At 71.2% G+C, this 17,118-nt stretch carries 5 protein-coding genes; 1 reads left to right on the forward strand and 4 read right to left on the reverse strand.

Annotated features, from left to right (window positions below; genetic code table 11):
* Positions 1-13 precede the first annotated feature (13 nt).
* The 4 genes from QSJ95_RS03480 to QSJ95_RS03495 form a co-directional block, all read right to left on the reverse strand.
* Complete coding sequence (locus QSJ95_RS03480; RefSeq protein ID WP_082996403.1) at positions 14-766, reverse strand: thioesterase II family protein; 753 nt, start codon at positions 764-766, stop codon at positions 14-16.
* The gene (locus tag QSJ95_RS03485; RefSeq protein ID WP_009622053.1) at positions 767-985 is read right to left on the reverse strand and encodes an MbtH family protein; all 219 of its coding nucleotides are present in this window, start codon (positions 983-985) and stop codon (positions 767-769) included.
* 417 nt (positions 986-1,402) lie between these two features.
* Complete coding sequence (locus tag QSJ95_RS03490; RefSeq protein WP_285640081.1) at positions 1,403-2,821, reverse strand: aspartate aminotransferase family protein; 1,419 nt, start codon at positions 2,819-2,821, stop codon at positions 1,403-1,405.
* A gap of 231 nt (positions 2,822-3,052) precedes the next feature.
* Positions 3,053-16,024 carry a non-ribosomal peptide synthase/polyketide synthase gene (locus QSJ95_RS03495; protein ID WP_285640083.1) on the reverse strand — a complete coding sequence of 4,324 codons (12,972 nt, stop codon included), beginning with the start codon at positions 16,022-16,024 and terminating at the stop codon, positions 3,053-3,055.
* Between the two features lie 299 nt (positions 16,025-16,323).
* On the opposite strand from QSJ95_RS03495, the gene QSJ95_RS03500 reads away from it, so the two are divergent.
* Positions 16,324-16,875 carry an RNA polymerase factor sigma-70 gene (locus QSJ95_RS03500; RefSeq protein ID WP_043272766.1) on the forward strand — a complete coding sequence of 184 codons (552 nt, stop codon included), beginning with the start codon at positions 16,324-16,326 and terminating at the stop codon, positions 16,873-16,875.
* Positions 16,876-17,118 lie beyond the last annotated feature (243 nt).

Consider the following 17,118-nt stretch of genomic DNA (forward strand, 5'->3'; position numbering starts at 1 on the left):
GTTGCCGATGGGCTCAGAAGGTCGCGGCCTGCGCCAGCGGAGCGAGCGAACCCTCGCCCGCGCGCCAGCGTTGCAGGCGCCGCTCGATGCAGGGCAGCACGGTGGCCTCCTGCTCGTGGATGAAGAAGTGCCCGCCGTCGAACAGTTGCAGTTCGAAGTCGGCACAGGTTTCCTCGCCCCAGGCCAGCAGCTGTTCCTCGCTGGCCTTGTCGGCACGCCCGCCGAGCACCTGGATGGGGCAGGCCAGCGGCGCGCGGCGCTGGTGGCGGTAGCTGCCGCAGAGCAGGAAGTCGGCGCGCAGGATGGGCAGCGTCAGGCTCATCAGCTCGGCGTTGGCCAGCACTTCCTCGGGGGTGCCCTGCAGGTCGCGCAGGTCGGCGATCAGCTCGGCGTCACTCTTCGGCTCGGCGAAGCCGCGGTCGTATTCCGCGCGCCGCGACGGCGCCGCCGTGCCCGAGGCGAACAGCCCCAGGGGCGTCGGGCTGCCCAGCTCGCGCAGGGCGTAGAGCAGCTCGCAGGCGAGCAGCGCGCCCAGGCTGTGGCCGAGTACCGCGTAGGGGCCCTGGCGCACTTCGTCGTGCAGCTCGCGGGCCAGCTGCCGGGCCAGGCCGGCCAGCTCGGTGTGCAGCGGCTCGGCCATGCGCGCGCCGCGCCCCGGCAGCTCCACCGGGCGCAGCTGCAGCCAGGCCGGCAGCTTGCGCCGCCAGCGGCTGTAGACCATGGCGCTGGCGCCGGAGTACGGCAGGCAGAAGAGTCGCAGCGCCACTCAGCCGGCCGCCTTGTCCATGTGCTGGCGCAGGCTCAGCGGGCGCATGTCGGTCCAGACCTGCTCGATATAGGCCAGGCAGTCCTTCTTCAGCCCGCTCTTGCCCACGGCGCGCCAGCCGGCGGGGATTTCCTTGTACTGCGGCCAGATGGAGTACTGCTCCTCGTGGTTCACCACCACTTCGAATGGGATGTCTTCGCGGTCGAATACAGAAGTCATTGCGCTTTCCTCAACTGGATGGGCCGGCCGCCCCGGGGGTGGCCGCTAAGGGTTAACGAAGTGGGTGGGGGGAAAATTAGGTGCCGAGGCTCTTCGTAGGAGCGAACCTTGTCCGCGATAGCCGGGGGTTCCGGCGCGATTCGCGGATAAGATCCGCTACGCTGCCCCACCCGCGCCATTCCCATGTAGGAGCGCGCCCTGCGCGCGAAATCGCGGGCAGGGCCCGCTCCTACAGTTTCAGGAAAGCCCCGTAGGATGGGTTGAGCGAAGCGATACCCATCACCAGGGTCCGATGGGTTTCGCAAGCTCAACCCATCCTACGAAAGGTGCCTCGGCTTGCTCGCAAACGAGAGGCGGGAAGCTCGGCGTCAGCCTGTAGGAGCGCGCCCTGCGCGCGATTTCGCGGGCAGGGCCCGCTTACAATTTGCCGGCAGGCACCGCCGCGGCCAGGGCGTGGGCGAAGCGGCGGGCCACTTCGTCGATCTGCTCGGCGCTGATGATCAGCGGCGGCAGGAAGCGCACCACCGCGCCGTGGCGGCCGCCCAGTTCGAGGATCAGCCCGCGGCGCAGGCATTCGCGCTGGATGCGCGAGGCCAGCGCGGGGTTGGCCGGCGGGTGGCCGAGGCTGTCGGCGGCGCCTTCGGCGTCGACCACTTCCACCCCGAGCATCAGCCCGCGGCCGCGGATGTCGCCCAGCTGCGGGTAGCTGCGCTGGAGGATGCGCAGGTGCTCGGCCAGGCGCTCGCCCATGGCCGCGGCGTGGCCGGGCACGTCGTGTTCCTTGAGGTAGCGCATCACCGCGGAGCCGGCGGCCATGGCCATCTGGTTGCCGCGGAAGGTGCCGGCGTGGGCACCGGGCTGCCAGGTGTCCAGCCAGTCGCGGTAGACCACCACCGCCAGCGGCAGGCTGCCGCCGATGGCCTTGGACAGCAGCACCACGTCGGGGACTATGCCGGCGTGTTCGAAGGCGAACATCTTCCCGGTGCGGCCGAAGCCGGTCTGGATCTCGTCGATCACCAGCGCCACCCCGGCCTTCTCGGTGATGCGTCGCAGGCCGCGCAGCCATTGCAGGTCGGCGGGCACCACGCCGCCCTCGCCCTGCACCACTTCCAGCACCACCGCCGCCGGCAGCGGCACGCCGCTTTCCGGGTCGCTCAGCACGCTCTCCAGGTAGTGCAGGTTGGCGCGCACCCCGGCCTCGCCGCCGAGGCCGAAGGGGCAGCGGTAGTCGTAGGGGTACGGCAGGAACTGCACGCCGTTGCCCAGCACCGCGCCCAGGGCCTTCTTCGGCCCCAGGTTGCCCATCAGCCCCAGGGCGCCCTGGGTCATGCCGTGGTAGCCGCCCTGGAACGACAGCACGGTGCTGCGCCCGGTGGCGGTGCGCACCAGCTTGAGCGCGGCTTCCGCGGCGTCGGCGCCGGTGGGCCCGCAGAACTGGATCTTCGCCTCGCGCGCCAGCTGTGGCGGCAGCAGGCCGAACAGGTCCTGGACGAAGGCATCCTTCACCGGGGTGGTCAGGTCCAGGGTGTGCAGCGGCAGTTCGTCGGCCAGCACCTGCTGGATCGCCTCGATCACCACCGGGTGGTTGTGGCCCAGGGCCAGGGTGCCGGCGCCGGCCAGGCAGTCGATGAAGCGGCGGCCCTCGACGTCCTCGACGTACAGCCCGCGGGCCTTCTTCAGCGCTAGGGGGATGCGCCGCGGGTAGCTGCGCGCGTTGGACTCCTGGTGGCGCTGGCGCGCCAGCAGCGGCGATTCGGTGAATTCGTAGAGGGTTTCGCCCGCGGCCGGTTCGGCATGGGCAGGCTGGTCATCGATGACGCTGGTAGCGACTTGCATGTCTTCAACCTCGAGACGTGGTGGTGTGCCACGGTTGACGGGTGCCCCGCGATGGCGGAGCGGCTGTAGTGAATAACGCAGCGCGGCGCTCGGGATTTACCGCCGGCCGCGCCCTGCCCCGGCGCTCTTTCCGCGGACGCAGGGCGGCCTGCGCGCGACGAACCGCGCGTGGGCTGCAGGTGTTTCGCGATACCTCCGCGGGGCCTCGGCGGCCCCGCGGCAAGTGCCGGGCTAGAGCATTTCCAGCTGCGACATCAGGTCGTCCAGGCGCGCCGCCTTGCGCTCGTCGATGGCGCTGGCTGCCTGGGCCTCGATGTAGCTGGCCAGTTCCTCCACCGTGCTGCACTCGAACATGGCCCGCAGCGGCACGTTGCGTTGCAGGGCCTTCTGTACCCGCGAGGCGATCTGCGTGGCCAGCAGCGAGTGCCCGCCCAGTTCGAAGAAGTTGTCCAGCACGCCGACGCGCTCGACCTTGAGCACCTCGGCCCAGATCTGCGCCAGGGTGGCCTCCAGCTCGGTGCGCGGCGCCTGGTAGGCGTGCGCCAGGGCCTGGCCGATGTCCAGCGCCGGCAGGGCCTTGCGGTCGAGCTTGCCGTTGGCGTTGAGCGGCATGCGCGCCAGCACCTGCCAGTGCAGCGGCACCATGTAGTCGGGCAGGTCGGCGCGCAGGTGCTGGCGCACCTGTTCGAGCCAGGCGCCCTCCTCTACTACCGTCGCGGCGGGCACCAGGTAGCCGACCAGGTACTTGCCGGCGGCGCTTTCCTGCACCGCCACGGCCGCCTCGCGCACCTCCGGCAGCTCGTGCAGGCGCGCCTCGATCTCGCCCAGTTCGATGCGGAAACCGCGGATCTTCACCTGGTGGTCGACGCGCCCGACGTACTCCAGCACGCCGTCGGCGCGGCGCCGCGCCAGGTCGCCGGTGCGGTACAGGCGCTCGCCCGGCGCGCCGAAGGGATGCGGGACGAAGGCCTGGGCCGTGCGCAACGGGTCGCCGACGTAGCCGCGGCCGACGCCGGTGCCGGCCACGCACAGCTCACCCACCGCGCCCAGCGGCACCAGTTCGAAGTCGCCTTCGGCATCCAGCAGGTACAGCTGGTTGTTGTCGGTGGGGCTGCCGATGGGCAGGTAGGTGGCCTCGGTGGAAGCCGCGTCGACACGGAAGAAGGCCACGTCATCCGAGCACTCCGCCGGGCCATAGGCGTTGACCAGGCCCACCTGCGGGTAGCGTTGCAGCCAGTGCCGCGCCAGTTCCGGCGGCATGGCCTCGCCGGTGGGCAGCATCCAGCGCAGGCCGGGCAATGCCTTGTGCTCCTCGGCGAGCATGCCCTGGATCAGCGAGGGCACGCTTTCCAGCACGCTCACGCCCTGCTCCACCACGTGTTCCAGCAGGGCCTGCGGGTCCTGGGCGATGGCGTTCGGCACTATGGTCACGCGGCCGCCGAACAGCGGCGCGGCGAGGAACTGCCAGACCGAGATATCGAAGCTCTGCGAGGCGGTCTGGGCGATCACGTCGCCCTCGCCCAGCGCCAGATACGGCACCTTGCTCAGCTGGTTGTTGAGCATCCCGGCCTGTTCCACCATCACGCCCTTGGGCAGGCCGGTGGAGCCGGAGGTGTAGATCACGTAGGCCAGGTTGCGCGGCCCGCTGTAGCGCTGCGGGTCGTGCTCGGCGGCCGCGCCGTGCTGCACCTCGTCCCACACCAGCAGGCGCGGGCGGCTGCCGCAGCCCAGTTCGGCGAGCAGCGCCAGGGCCTGTTCGCGGCAGGCGGCGCTGCACACCAGCACCGGCGTGCGGCTGAGTTCGAGGATGCGCGTCAGGCGCTGCGTCGGGTGCGCCGGGTCCAGCGGCAGGTAGCCGGCGCCGGCCTTGAAGCTGCCGACGATCATGCCCAGCAGGTCCAGGCCGCGCTCGCCGAGCAGGGCCACCGGCTGGTCGAAGCCGACGCCGGCGGCCAGCAGCGCGTGGCCCAGGCGGTTGGCGCGGCGGTTCAGCTCAGCGTAGCTCCACTGCTGGTCCAGGCAACTGGCGGCGATGCGCTGCGGGTGCGCGGCCACCCGCGCTTCGAACAGGCGTACGTAGCCCTGCTCCAGCGGGTAGGCGTGCTCGCTGCGGTTGCAGTCCTCCAGCAGGAAGCGCCGTTCCTCAGTGCCCAGCAGCGACAGTTCGGCCACGTCGCCATGGAAACCGTCGGCCAGGGCCAGCAGCAGGCGCTTGAACTCGCCGAGCAGGCGCTCGATGGTCGGCGCCTCGAAGTAGCGCTGGTCGTAGGACAGGTGCAGGCCCAGGTCGTCGCCGGGGTAGCAGACCACGGTGAGCGGGAAGTTGGTGTGGGTGCGCCCGGAATCGGAGCTGGCCTTCAGGCTCTGCGCGCGGTCCAGCACCGCCACTTCCACCGGGGCGTTCTCGAACACGAAGAGGCTGTCGAACAGCGGCTGGCCCTTGGGCAGTTCGCTGGCTTCCTGGATGCTCACCAGCGGCAGGTGCTCGTGCTCACGCAGTTCCAGGTTGCGTTCGAACAGCCCGGTCAGCCAGTCGCGCACCGTCTGCCGCGCGCCGGGCGCCGGCAGCTGCACGCGCAGCGGGATGCTGTTGATGAACAGCCCCACGGTACGCTGCATCTGCGGCAGGCCCACCGGGCGCCCGGCCACGGTGACGCCGAACAGCAGGTCGCGTTCGCCGCTGTAGCGCCGCAGCACCAGGGCCCAGGCCGCCTGGGCGAAGGTGTTGACGGTGAGCTGGTAGCGCTGCGCCAGTTCGCGCAGGCGCGCGCCGTCGGTGGCATCCAGGCGGGTGTAGCGGTCGCCGACGATCATCCCGCCGCTTTCCCCGGCGCGCTCGTGGAGGATCGGCCGGTCGCTGGGGATGTAGGTCGCGCGCTCGAAGCCGTTCAGGTTCTGCTGCCACCAGCGGCGCGAATGCTCCAGGTCCTGGCGCTGCAGCCAGGCGATGTAGTCGCGGTAGCGCGGCGCGGCCGGCAGCTGCGGCGCGCGGCCCTCGCCCAGGGCGGCGTAAATCTCGAAGAAATCGCTCATCAGCAGGCCGCGGCACCAGGCGTCGATGAGGATGTGGTGGTTGCTCATCATGAACCAGTAGCGCGCCGCGCCCAGGCGGATCAGGCGCAGGTGGAAAGGTGGCGCCTCGAGCAGGTCGAAACCCGCCTCGCGCTCCTGTTTGTGCAGGGCCTGCAGGCGTTCCTCGTGGCCGTCGGCGGGCAGTTCGCTCCAGTCGAGGAACTCGATGCGCAGCCGGCCGGGCTTGTGGATCACCTGCAGCATGGCCTCGCCGGCGTTCCACGAGAAGGACGCGCGCAGCGCCTCGTGGCGCGCCACCACAGCCTGCCAGGCGGCGGCGAAGCGCTCGCGGTCCAGCTCGCTGTCGATGCGGTAGCGGTCCTGCATGTAGTAGATGCCGGTGCCCGGCTCCAGCAGGGTGTGCAGCAGCAGGCCCTCCTGCATGGGCGTCAGCGGGTAGACGTCGTCGATCTGCGCCGCCGGCACCGCCAGGGCGTCCAGCTGCGCCTGGCTCAGGCGCGCCAGGGGGAAGTCGGACGGCGTCAGGCCGCCGGCGTCGTCGCCCAGGCAGTGGGCGATCAGCGCCTGCAGTTCGTCGCGGTAGGCGTTGGCCAGCTCGGCGATGGTCTGCTCTTCGTAGCGCTCGGCGCTGTAGGTCCAGCGCAGCACCAGTTCGCCGCCGTAGACCTGGCCGTCCACGCTCAACTCGTTGGGCAGCGGCGCGGCGGCGTCGTGGATGGCCCCGGTGGGCTCGTCCAGCGGGCGGAACAGGGCGTCGTCGGTGAAGCTCTGGTCGAACTGGCCCAGGTAGTTGAAGGTGATGCGCGGCTGCGGCAGCTCGGCCAGGGCGCGGCGCCCGGCCTCGTCGCCCAGGTGGCGCAGCACGCCGTGGCCCAGGCCCTTGTGCGGCACGGCGCGCAGCTGTTCCTTGATCGCCTTGATCGACGCCGCCAGTCCCGCCTCGCCCGCCTCGCCAGCAGGCGCCAGGCGCAGCGGGAAGGCGCTGGTGAACCAGCCGACCGTGCGGCTGAGGTCGATGTCGTCGAACAGCGCCTCGCGACCGTGGCCTTCCAGCTGCACCAGCACCGAGGCCTCGCCGCTGACACGGCAGAGCACCCGGGCCAGGGCGGTCAGCAGTAGGTCGTTGACCTGGGTGCGGTAGGCCGCCGGCGCCTGCTGCAGCAGCTGGCGGGTGCGCTCGCGGTCCAGGCGCAGGCTCAGGCTGCGGGCCAGGGCCTCGTCGTTGCGGCCTTGCGGGTTGTCGCAGAACCAGGCGCCGGGGGCGCCGTCCAGTTGGCCGCGCCACCAGTGCAGTTCCTCGCGCAGCGGCTCGCTGCCGGCGTAGGCCTGCAGGCGCGCGGTCCAGTCGCGGAAGGCGCTGGTCTTGGCCGGCAGTTGCGGCGCTTCGCCGGCGGCGAGTTGGCGATAAACCTGCTGCAGGTCTTCCAGCAGCACGCGCCAGGACACACCGTCCACCACCAGGTGGTGGATCGCCAGCAGTAGGCGCTGGGCGCCGGGGCCGTCCACCAGCACCGCGCGCAGCAGCGGGCCGTGCAGGGCCAGGCTGCGCTGGGCGCGCTCGAAGACTTCGGCGCAGTCGTCGAAGCTCGCCACCTGCGCCTGCCAGAGCAGCCAGGCGCCATCGTCCGCAGCCCGGTGTTCGGCATGCCAGCGGCCGTCCTCCTGGCGGAACGTCAGGCGCAGCGCGTCGTGGTGCTTGACCAGTTGCACCAGGGCCTGGCGCAGCAGCTTGGCATCCAGCGCCTGGCGCGGCTCCAGCAGCAGCGACTGGTTCCAGTGCGCGCGGTTCTCCAGGGGCAGTTCGAAGAACCACTGCTGGATCGGCGTCAGCGCACTCTCGCCCTGCACTTCGCCCTGCTCGGCGAGGCTGGCGCCGGCGCTGCGGGCGACGCCGGCCAGGCTGCGCACGCTCTGGTGCTGGAACAGGTCGCGCGGGCTGAACTGGATGCCCTGCTGGCGGGCGCGGCTGACCACCTGGATGGAGAGGATGGAGTCGCCGCCCAGCTCGAAGAAGTTGTCGTCCAGGCCGACCTGGGCGACGTTCAGCACCTCGCCCCAGACAGCCGCCAGCTGGCGTTCCAGCTCGCTGCGCGGGGCCTCGTAGGCGCGCTGGCCGAGGCTGGCGTCCGGCGCCGGCAGCGCGCGGCGGTCGAGCTTGCCGTTGGCGGTCAGCGGCAGGCCCTCCAGCAGCACCAGGTGCGCCGGCACCATGTAGTCCGGCAGTTGCTGCTTGAGGTGCGCCTTGAGCACCTCGCGCAGGTCGGCCTGGGCCGCCTCGTCGGCGCCGGCTTCGGCGCAGCCCACGTAGCCCACCAGTTGCTTGCCGCTCGGCCCGTCGATGGCCAGTACGGCCGCCTCGCGCACCTGCGGGTGTTCCTGCAGGCGCGCCTCGATCTCGCCCAGCTCGATGCGGAAGCCGCGGATCTTCACCTGCTGGTCGATGCGCCCGAGGTATTCCACCTGGCCGTCGGCGCGCTGGCGCACGCGGTCGCCGGTGCGGTACAGGCGCCCGCCGGGTGCGCCGAAGGGGTCGGGCACGAAGCGCTCGGCGGTCAGCGCCGGGCGCTCGTGGTAGCCGCGGGCCAGGCCGGCGCCGCCGACGTACAGCTCGCCGCCGGCGCCCTGGGGCACCAGGGCCAGGTCGGCGTCGAGGAGGCAGGCGCTGCGCTCGCCCACCAGGCTGCCGATGGGTACGCCGGCGCCGGCTTCCACCTGCTCCGGGGCCAGGGCCGCCAGGGGCATGACCACCGTCTCGGTGGGGCCGTAGGCGTTGAAGAAGTAGCGCGGCGCAAAGGCCTGGCGGATGCGCTGCAGGTGCTCGGCGGTCAGCGCCTCGCCGCCGGTGATGCACAGGCGCACCGGCAGCTGCCGGCCCTGGGTCTGCAGCCACTGGGCCAGTTGGCTGCCATAGCTGGGGGTGAAGCCGAGGATGCTCACGCGGTGCTCGGCGATCAGCTGGCAGATGTCCTCGGCGCCCCACTGGCCCTGGGCCCGCAGCACCACGTGGGCGCCGCACAGCAGCGGCGTCAGCAGGCGCTCGCTGGCGGCGTCGAAGTTGATGGAATAGAAGTGCAGCTCGCAGTCGTCGGTGCGCATGCCGAAGCGCTCGATCACCGCGCGGCAGTGCATGGCGATCTCGCCGTGGCACACCGCCACGCCCTTGGGCTTGCCGGTGGAGCCGGAGGTGTAGATCAGGTAGGCCAGGTGCTGCGGCTGGGCGAAGGCCGGCAGCGGGCCGTCGTCCAGTGCCGCCAGGGCCTCGCCCTCCTGCGCCGGGCAGCAGCGGCCGACGCCTTCGGGCAGCGCGCCCAGGGCCTCGAACAGCGCCGGCTGGCCGAGCAGAAGGCGCACGCCGCTGTCCTCGATCATGTAGTGCAGGCGCTCCAGCGGGTATTCCGGGTCCAGCGGCACGTAGGCGCCGCCGGCCTTGAGGATCGCCAGCAGGCCGACGACCATTTCCAGCGAGCGTTCCAGGGCCAGGCCGACGCGCACTTCCGGGCCCACGCCGCGTTCGCGCAGCAGGCGCGCCAGGCGGTTGGCGCGGGCGTCCAGCTCGGCGTAGCTAAGGCTCTGGCCGGCGAAAGTCAGCGCCGGGGCCTGCGGCGTGGCCGCGGCCTGGGCGGCGAACAGGCCGTGCAGGGTATCGCTCAGTTGCGGCCCGCTGCAGGTCAGCAGCGCATCCTGCTCGCCGGCATCCAGCATCGGCAGCTCGCCCAGGCGCTGTTGCGGGTCGGCGATCATCGCCGCCAGCAGGTTCTGCCAGTGGCGCGCCATGCGGGCAATGCGCGGCTCGTCGAAGAGGTCGCGGCTGTAGGTCAGGCAGCAGCCCAGGCGCTGGTCGAGGTCGGTGACTTCCAGGTTGAGGTCGAACTTGGTGGCGCGGGCGTCGTTGACGCAGTATTCCACGGTCATCCCGGCCAGTTGGCGGGTCTGCTGGAACTCCCAGCGCTGGACGTTGCACATCACCTGGAACAGCGGGTTGTAGGCGGCGCTGCGCGGCGGCTGCAGGGCCTCCACCAGGTGGTCGAAGGGCAGGTCCTGGTGCGACTGGCCGTCGATCACCGTCTGCCGCACCTGCTCCAGCAGCCCGGCCACGCTCATCTGCCCGTCGAGGCGGCAGCGCAGCACCTGGGTGTTGAGGAAGGCGCCGATCAGCCCTTCGCTCTCCGGGCGGATGCGGTTGGCCACCGGCGCGCCGATGCGCAGGTCCTGCTGGCCGCTGTAGCGGTACAGCAGTACGGCCAGGGCGGCGGTCATGGTCATGAACTGGGTCAGGCCGTTGCCGGCATTGAAGCGGCGTACCCGCTCGGCCAGCTGCGGCGCCAGGTCGAAGCGGTAGAGGTCGCCGCGGTGGCTCTGCACGGGCGGCCGCGGGCGGTCGCCGGGCAGTTCCAGCACCGGGTGCTCCTCGCCCAGCTGGGCGGTCCAGTAGTCCAGCTGGCGCTGGCGTTCGCCGGCCTCCAGCCAGTCGCGCTGCCACAGGCTGTAGTCCAGGTACTGCACCGGCAACGGCGCCAGGGGCGATTCGCGGCCAGCCAGGAAGGCCTCGTAGAGCGCGCTCAGCTCGCGGGCGAAGATGTCCATGGCCCAGCCTTCGGTGACGATGTGGTGGAGGGTCACTACCAGGTAATGCTCGTCCTCGGCCAGACGGACCATGTACACCCGCAGCAGCGGGCCCTGTTCGAGGTCGAAGGGCTTGTGCGCCTCGTCGTCGGCCAGTTGTTGCAGGGCCTGCTGGCGGGCTTCGGTATCGAGGTGGGAGAAGTCCAGGCGCTGCATGCGCAGCTCGCTGTCCGCCTGCACCTGCTGGTGCGGCACGCCGTCGACGCTGGGGAAGCGGGTGCGCAGGGTCTCGTGGCGCTGCACCAGGGCCTGCAGGGCGCGCTCGAAGCAGTCCAGGTCCAGCGCGCCGCGCAGCCGCGCCATGCCGCCGACGTTGTAGGCCGGGCTGTCCGGCTCCAGTTGCCAGAGGAACCACATGCGCTGCTGCGAGTAGGACAGCGGCACGCGCTGGCTGCGGTCCACCGGGCGGATCGCGCCCTGGCTGTCGCGGCTGCCGGCGGCGCGCAGCTGGCGCACCCGCTCGGCGAAGGCGCCCAGGCGGCTGGCGTCGAACAGCTCGCGCAGCGGCAGTTCGATGGCGAAAGCCTGGCGCGCCCGGGAGACGATCCGGGTGGCCAGCAGCGAGTGCCCGCCCAGCTCGAAGAAGTCGTCGTCCAGGCCTACTTGCGGCAGGCCCAGCACTTCGCTCCAGATGGCGGCCAGGCGCTGCTCCACTTCGTCGCGCGGGGCGACGTGCTCGCGCTGCTGCCCGCTCGGTTCGGGCAGGGCCTTCAGGTCCAGCTTGCCGCTGGGGCCCAGGGGCATGCTGTCCAGGCGCATGAGTTGCGCCGGGACCATGTATTCCGGCAACGCTGCCTGCAATGCAGTGCGCAGGGCCTGGCCGTGTTCGGCCTCGGCCGGGGCATCGGCGGTCGCGGTGTAGTAGCCCAGCACTTGGCTGCCGAGATTGCCGGCCTGGCGGATCAGCACCACGGCCTGGGCCACGCCGGGCTGGGCCAGCAGGCGCGCGCGGATTTCGTCCAGCTCGATGCGGAAGCCGCGCAGCTTCACCTGGCGGTCCTCGCGGCCGAGGTATTCCAGCACGCCCTGCTCGTTCCAGCGCGCGCGGTCGCCGGTGCGGTACAGGCGTGCGCCGGGCACGCCCAGCGGGTCGGCGACGAAGCGTTCGGCGCTCAGCCCCGGGCGGCCCAGATAGCCACGGGCCAGGCCGGCGCCGCCGATGCACAGCTCGCCGGCGGCGCCCGGCGGCAGCGGGTTGAGTTCGCTGTCGAGGACGCGGCAGACCACATTGCCCAGCGGCCGGCCGATGGGCGAGCGCGCGCCATCCTCCAGCGAACAGTGCCAGTGGGTGACGTTGATCGCGGTTTCCGTCGGGCCGTAGCGGTTGTGCAGGGCCACGCCGGGCAGGCGTTGCAGCGTGCGGTCGCGCAGCTGCGCCGGCAGCGCCTCGCCGCCAGAGAACAGGCGGCGCAGGCTGGTGCATTCCTCCACGCCGGGCTCGTCGATGAACAGTTGCAGCAGCGGCGGCACGAAGTGCAGCGTGGTCACGCCGAACTGCCGCACCAGCTGGGCGATGCGCGCCGGGTCGCGGTGTTCGCCGGGGCCGGCCAGCACCAGGCGGCAGCCCGCCAGCAGCGGCCAGAAGCATTCCCACACCGAAACGTCGAAGCTCACCGGGGCCTTCTGCATCAGCACGTCGTCGGCCTGCAGCGCGTAGGTGGCCTGCATCCATTGCAGGCGCTCGGCCAGGGCCGCGTGGGTGTTGCCCACGCCCTTGGGCTGGCCGGTGGAGCCGGAGGTGTAGATGACGTAGGCCAGGTTGTCGCCGTGCAGGTGCAGGCCCGGCGCGCTGCTCGGCCAGCCGTCCAGCTTGAGGCCGTCGAAGCACAGGGTGGCGACGCCCTCCAGGCTCGGCAGGCGCTCCAGCAGGTGGGACTGGGTCAGCAGCAGGCTGGCGCCGCAGTCGTCGAGCATGTAGGCCAGGCGCTCGGCGGGGTAGTCCGCGTCCAGCGGCACGTAGGCGCCGCCGGCCTTGAGGATGGCCAGCAGGCCCACCAGCAGCTGCGGCGAGCGTTCGGCGCAGATGGCCACCGGCACGTCGGGGCCCACGCCTTTGTCGCGCAGGTAGTGGGCCAGGCGGTTGGCCTGGGCGTGCAGTTCGGCGTGGCTGAGTTCGCCGCCGTCCCATTGCAGCGCCACGCGTTCGGCATGGGCCGGCAATTCGCGTTCCAGTTGTTCCGGCAGCCAGCTGCGCGCCGGCTCGCAGGGCGCGCTGCCCCACTGCTCCAGGCGCGCCAGTTCCGCGTCCGTCGCCAGGGCGATGTCGCCCAGGCACAGTTGCGGTTGCGCCACCACCTGGCGCAGCAGCGCCACGTACTGGTCGGCCAGGCGCTGGATGCTGGCGGCGTCGAACAGTTCGGCGGCGTAGTCGAAGTTCAGGCGCAGGCGGCCGCGGGCGTCTTCCTCGGTCTGCAATTGCAGGTCGAACTTGGCCTCTCGGCTGTGCCAGGGCAGTTCCTCGGCCAGCAGGCCGGGCAGCCGGCGCAGGGCGGAAAGGTCGCGCTGCTGGTGGTTGAACAGCACCTGGAACGGCTGGCCGCCGTGGCCCGGCAGGGTTTCCAGCAGGCTGTCGAAGGGCAGGTCCTGGTGCTCCTGGGCGCCCAGGGTGGCCTCGCGCACCTGGGCCAGCAATTGCCCGAAGGCCTGCCGCGGGGCGGGCGTGGCGCGCAGCACCAGGGTGTTGATGAAGAAGCCGACCAGCCCCTGGACTTCCTGGCGCTGGCGGTTGGCGCTGGGCACGCCGACGCGGATGTCGGCCTGCCCGCTGTGGCGGTGCAGCAGGGCCTGGAAGGCCGCCAGCAACCACATGAAGACGCTGGCCTGGTTGGCCTGGGCCGCTTCGCGCAGGGCCTGGCCGAGCTTGTCGTCCAGGCGCAGGCTCAGGCGCGCCGCCGGCGAGGCGGCGTTGCCACGCGGGTGGTCGGTGGGCAGTTCCAGCACCGGGGCTTCCTCGCCCAGCTGTTCGCGCCAGTAGCCCAGCTGGCGGGCGCCCTCGCCCGCCTCCAGCCACTGGCGCTGCCAGCTGGCGAACTCGGCATAGCCGACCGGCAGCGGCGCCAGCTCGGCGGCCTGGCCGCCCAGGGCCTCGGCGTACAGGCGGGCGAATTCGTCCAGCAGCAGGTTCAGCGACCAGCCGTCGGCCACGATGTGGTGCAGGGTCACCCACAGCTGGTGCAGGTCGTCGTCCAGGTGTACCAGGCTCACCCGCAGCAGCGGGCCCTTTTCCAGGTCGAACGGCTCGCGGGCCTCGGCCTCGCGGCGTTGTTCGGCTTTGCCGGCGTCCAGTTGCAGCACCTGCCAATGGAACTCGCCGCGCGGCTCGATGCGTTGCAGCGCCTGGCCGTCGCGTTCGAGGAAGCGTGTGCGCAGCGATTCGTGGCGCTGCACCAGGCGGGCGAAGCTGTCGTAGACCGCGTCTTCGTCCAGTTCGCCGCGCAGCAGCAGGCCGCCGGGGATGTTGTAGGCGCAGCCGCGGGGCTCGATCTGCCAGTTCAGCCACAGGCGGCGCTGGGCCGCGGATTGCGGCAGGTCGCCGCCGCGCGGCAGCTGGGCCATGGGCGCTTCCGCCGCGGCGCCATCGGCCAGGCGAGCAGCCACGGCGGCGCTGAAGGCGGCCAGGCTCGGCGCCTCGAACAGCAGGCGCAGGTTCAGGTTGACGCCCAGGGCCTCGCGCAGCGCGGCCATGGCCTGGGCAGCGGCGATGGAGTTGCCGCCGAGCAGGAAGAAGTTGTCGTCCGCGCCTACGCGCTCGACGCCCAGGTGCTCGCGCCAGAGTTCGGCGATGCGTGCCTGCAAGGCATCGGCGCCTTGCTCCGGCGCGGCTTCGGCCCGGGGTGCCTGGCCGGGGTAGACGGCGTAGGCGTCCAGGCTGCCGTCGGCCAGGCGCGTGCGGCAGGCCGAGCGTTGCAGCTTGCCGCTGGAGGTGCGCGGCAGCGCGCCGGGGTTGAGCAGCGCCACCACCTTCGGCGCCTCCTGGCAGGCCTCTGCCACCGCCTGGCGGATGGCGTCGATCAGGGCGTCGGCCGGGATGCGCTTCTGCAGCGCTCGGCCGACCTCGGCGGCGATGCCGATGCCCTCCTCGCCATCGACCTGCACGGCAAAGGCGGCCACGCGGCCCTTGCGCACGGCATCCACCTCGGTTTCCACGGCGCGCTCGATGTCCTGCGGGTAGAGGTTGTGGCCGCGGATGATGAGCATGTCCTTCAGGCGCCCGGTGACGTAAAGCTCACCACTGCGCAGGAAGCCCAGGTCGCCGGTGCGCAGCCAGGTGCGGCCGTCGCGCTCGACGAAGGTCTTGGCGCTGGCCTCGGGGTTGCGCCAGTAGCCGTGGGCGATGCTCGGCCCGGCGGCCCAGATTTCGCCCACCCGGTTCTCGTCCAGGGCGGCGCCATCGGTGGCGTCGACGATCATCACCGCATGTTCCGGCTGGCTGCGGCCGCAGCACATGAGCACGCTGTCGCTGCCCGCTTCGATGCGGTTCTGCGCCAGGGCCGCCTCGTCCACGCCCAGGGCGGCGATGCCCTGGCCGCGCTGGCCGCCGCTGACGAACAGGGTGGCCTCGGCCAGGCCGTAGCAGGCGAAGAAGCTGGAGGCCTCGAAGCGGCTGGCGGCGAACTTGGCGGCGAAATTATCCAGGCTGTCCTGGCGGATCGGTTCGGAGCCGGAGAAGGCCACGCGCCAGCGGCTCAGGTCCAGCCCGGCCAGGGCCGACTCGCTGACGCGCTCGGTGCACAGGCGGTAGGCGAAGTCCGGCCCGCCGCTGACGGTGCCGCCATGCTGGCTGATGGCTTCCAGCCAGCGCAGCGGGCGTTCGAGGAAGTAGCGCGGCGACATCAGCACGCAGGGCACGCCGCTGTAGACCGGCTGCAGCAGGCCGCCGATCAGGCCCATGTCGTGGTACAGCGGCAGCCAGCTGACGATCACATCGTCGGCGCCGATGCCGAAGCCGCCGCGGATCAGCCGCTCGTTGGCCACCAGGTTGCCGTGGCTGACCTGCACGCCCTTGGGCAGCGCGGTGGAGCCGGAGGTGTACTGCAGGAAGGCGATGTGTTCGGGGCGGACCTCGGTTTCCACCCAGGTCTCGGCGCCGGCCAGGTCCAGCTCGTCGACGCACAGCAGCTGCGGCGCGGCGGCGCCGGACAGCGCCGGGCAGCCTTCCAGCAACGCCCCGCGCAGTTCGGCCTGGGTCAGCACCAGGCGCGGCGCGCAGTCGTCGATGATCGACAGCAGGCGTTCCTGGTGGTGGCGGCGCGCCGACTCCGGCGGGTAGGCGGGCACCGCGACCATGCCGGCGTACAGGCAGCCGAAGAAGGCGGCGACGTAGTCCGGGCCGCTGGGGAACAGCAGCACCGCGCGCTCGCCCTGCCCCGCCCGGGCCTGCAGGGCGGCGGCGATGCAGCGGGCGCGGCGGTCCAGCTCGGCGTAGCTGAGCACCAGGTCGCCGGCGCCGTCTTCGGCCAGGAAGCGCAAGGCCAGCCGATCGGGTTGGGTGCCGGCACGCTGGCGCAGGGCCTGGGCCATTGAGGAGGGATGTTCGAACGCGTCCATTTGGATTTCCTGCTGAGTGCAACCGCGACTGGTCATCGACCGGAAAAGTCCCACTTGGGCCTTCAGCCGGTTCTCTCAGAGGTGTACGGACGATCATTCGAAATAATTAGTGTTCTCAGCTAGGTCGGCGAGCCCGCCCGGATGGCACAAAGCCAGTCTGCACGGGGCTTTCCGGCCAGCAAGAACATTCATTTACAATTGTTGACAATGATTCTCATTTCAAATACTTTCCGGCTCGGCTCGCTGGATGCGTACCTGACTAGCGATTTGCCCACCCACACTGCCGCTAGGTGATTCTCATGCTGGATGAACTGCCCACCTCCCGTTATGCCTCCCCGTTGGTCGCGACCTTCATCGAGAATCGTTCCATCCTGGTCAAGTTCGCCTCGCGCTTCCTCGGCTGCCGTTCCCATGCCGAGGACGTGGTGCAGGACACCTTCTTCCGCCTGCAGAACGCCTCCGGCGCCTCCATTCCGCTGAAGGCGCAGATGAGCTACCTGTTCCAGGTAGTGCGCAACCTGGCCATCGACCACTACCGCAAGCAGGCGCTGGAGCAGCGCCACACCGGCGCGCCGCAGGAGCTGATGGAGGCCGAGGCGGCCTACGGCGCCACGCCGGAAACCCTGCACATCAACTTCGACACCCTCGAACAGATCGACGAGGCCCTGAGCCAGCTGCCCGAGCGCACTCGCTACGCCTTCGAGATGTACCGTCTGCACGGCGTGCAGCAGAAGGAGATCGCCCGCGAGTTGGGGGTTTCCCCGACCCTGGTCAACTTCATGATCCGCGATGCCCTGCTGCATTGCTGCGCCAGCGTGGCCAAGGACGAACAGCCCGCCCGCCGCGCCTGAAGCCCCTTGCGCCCCGGTGCCGGATGCCATGCATCGCCGGGGCAAGGGGCAGCCGCCCCCGACCTGTCCCATATTCCCGACGGAATCTTCCTGCTTTACAGCCCCCGCCCCTGAATCTCCGCCAATACCCCCGGCGCGGCGCCCGGCCTTGTCCATAATGGCGCCCTGGCGTCTGCCATCCACCCGCCTCCAGCCACGGCATCGAGCCCCTCGAAAGCGCGCTCGCGCCAGGCGTGTCCGGCC

The sequence above is a fragment of the Pseudomonas sp. NBRC 100443 genome, from assembly GCF_030268185.1.
Taxonomy (GTDB): domain Bacteria; phylum Pseudomonadota; class Gammaproteobacteria; order Pseudomonadales; family Pseudomonadaceae; genus Pseudomonas; species Pseudomonas citronellolis.

Coding starts and splice junctions, on each gene's coding strand:
- QSJ95_RS03485 (WP_009622053.1), bottom strand. CDS start 985: ATGACTTCTGTATTCGACCGCGAAGACATCCCATTCGAAGTGGTGGTG.
- QSJ95_RS03490 (WP_285640081.1), bottom strand. CDS start 2,821: ATGCAAGTCGCTACCAGCGTCATCGATGACCAGCCTGCCCATGCCGAA.
- QSJ95_RS03495 (WP_285640083.1), bottom strand. CDS start 16,024: ATGGACGCGTTCGAACATCCCTCCTCAATGGCCCAGGCCCTGCGCCAG.
- QSJ95_RS03500 (WP_043272766.1), top strand. CDS start 16,324: ATGCTGGATGAACTGCCCACCTCCCGTTATGCCTCCCCGTTGGTCGCG.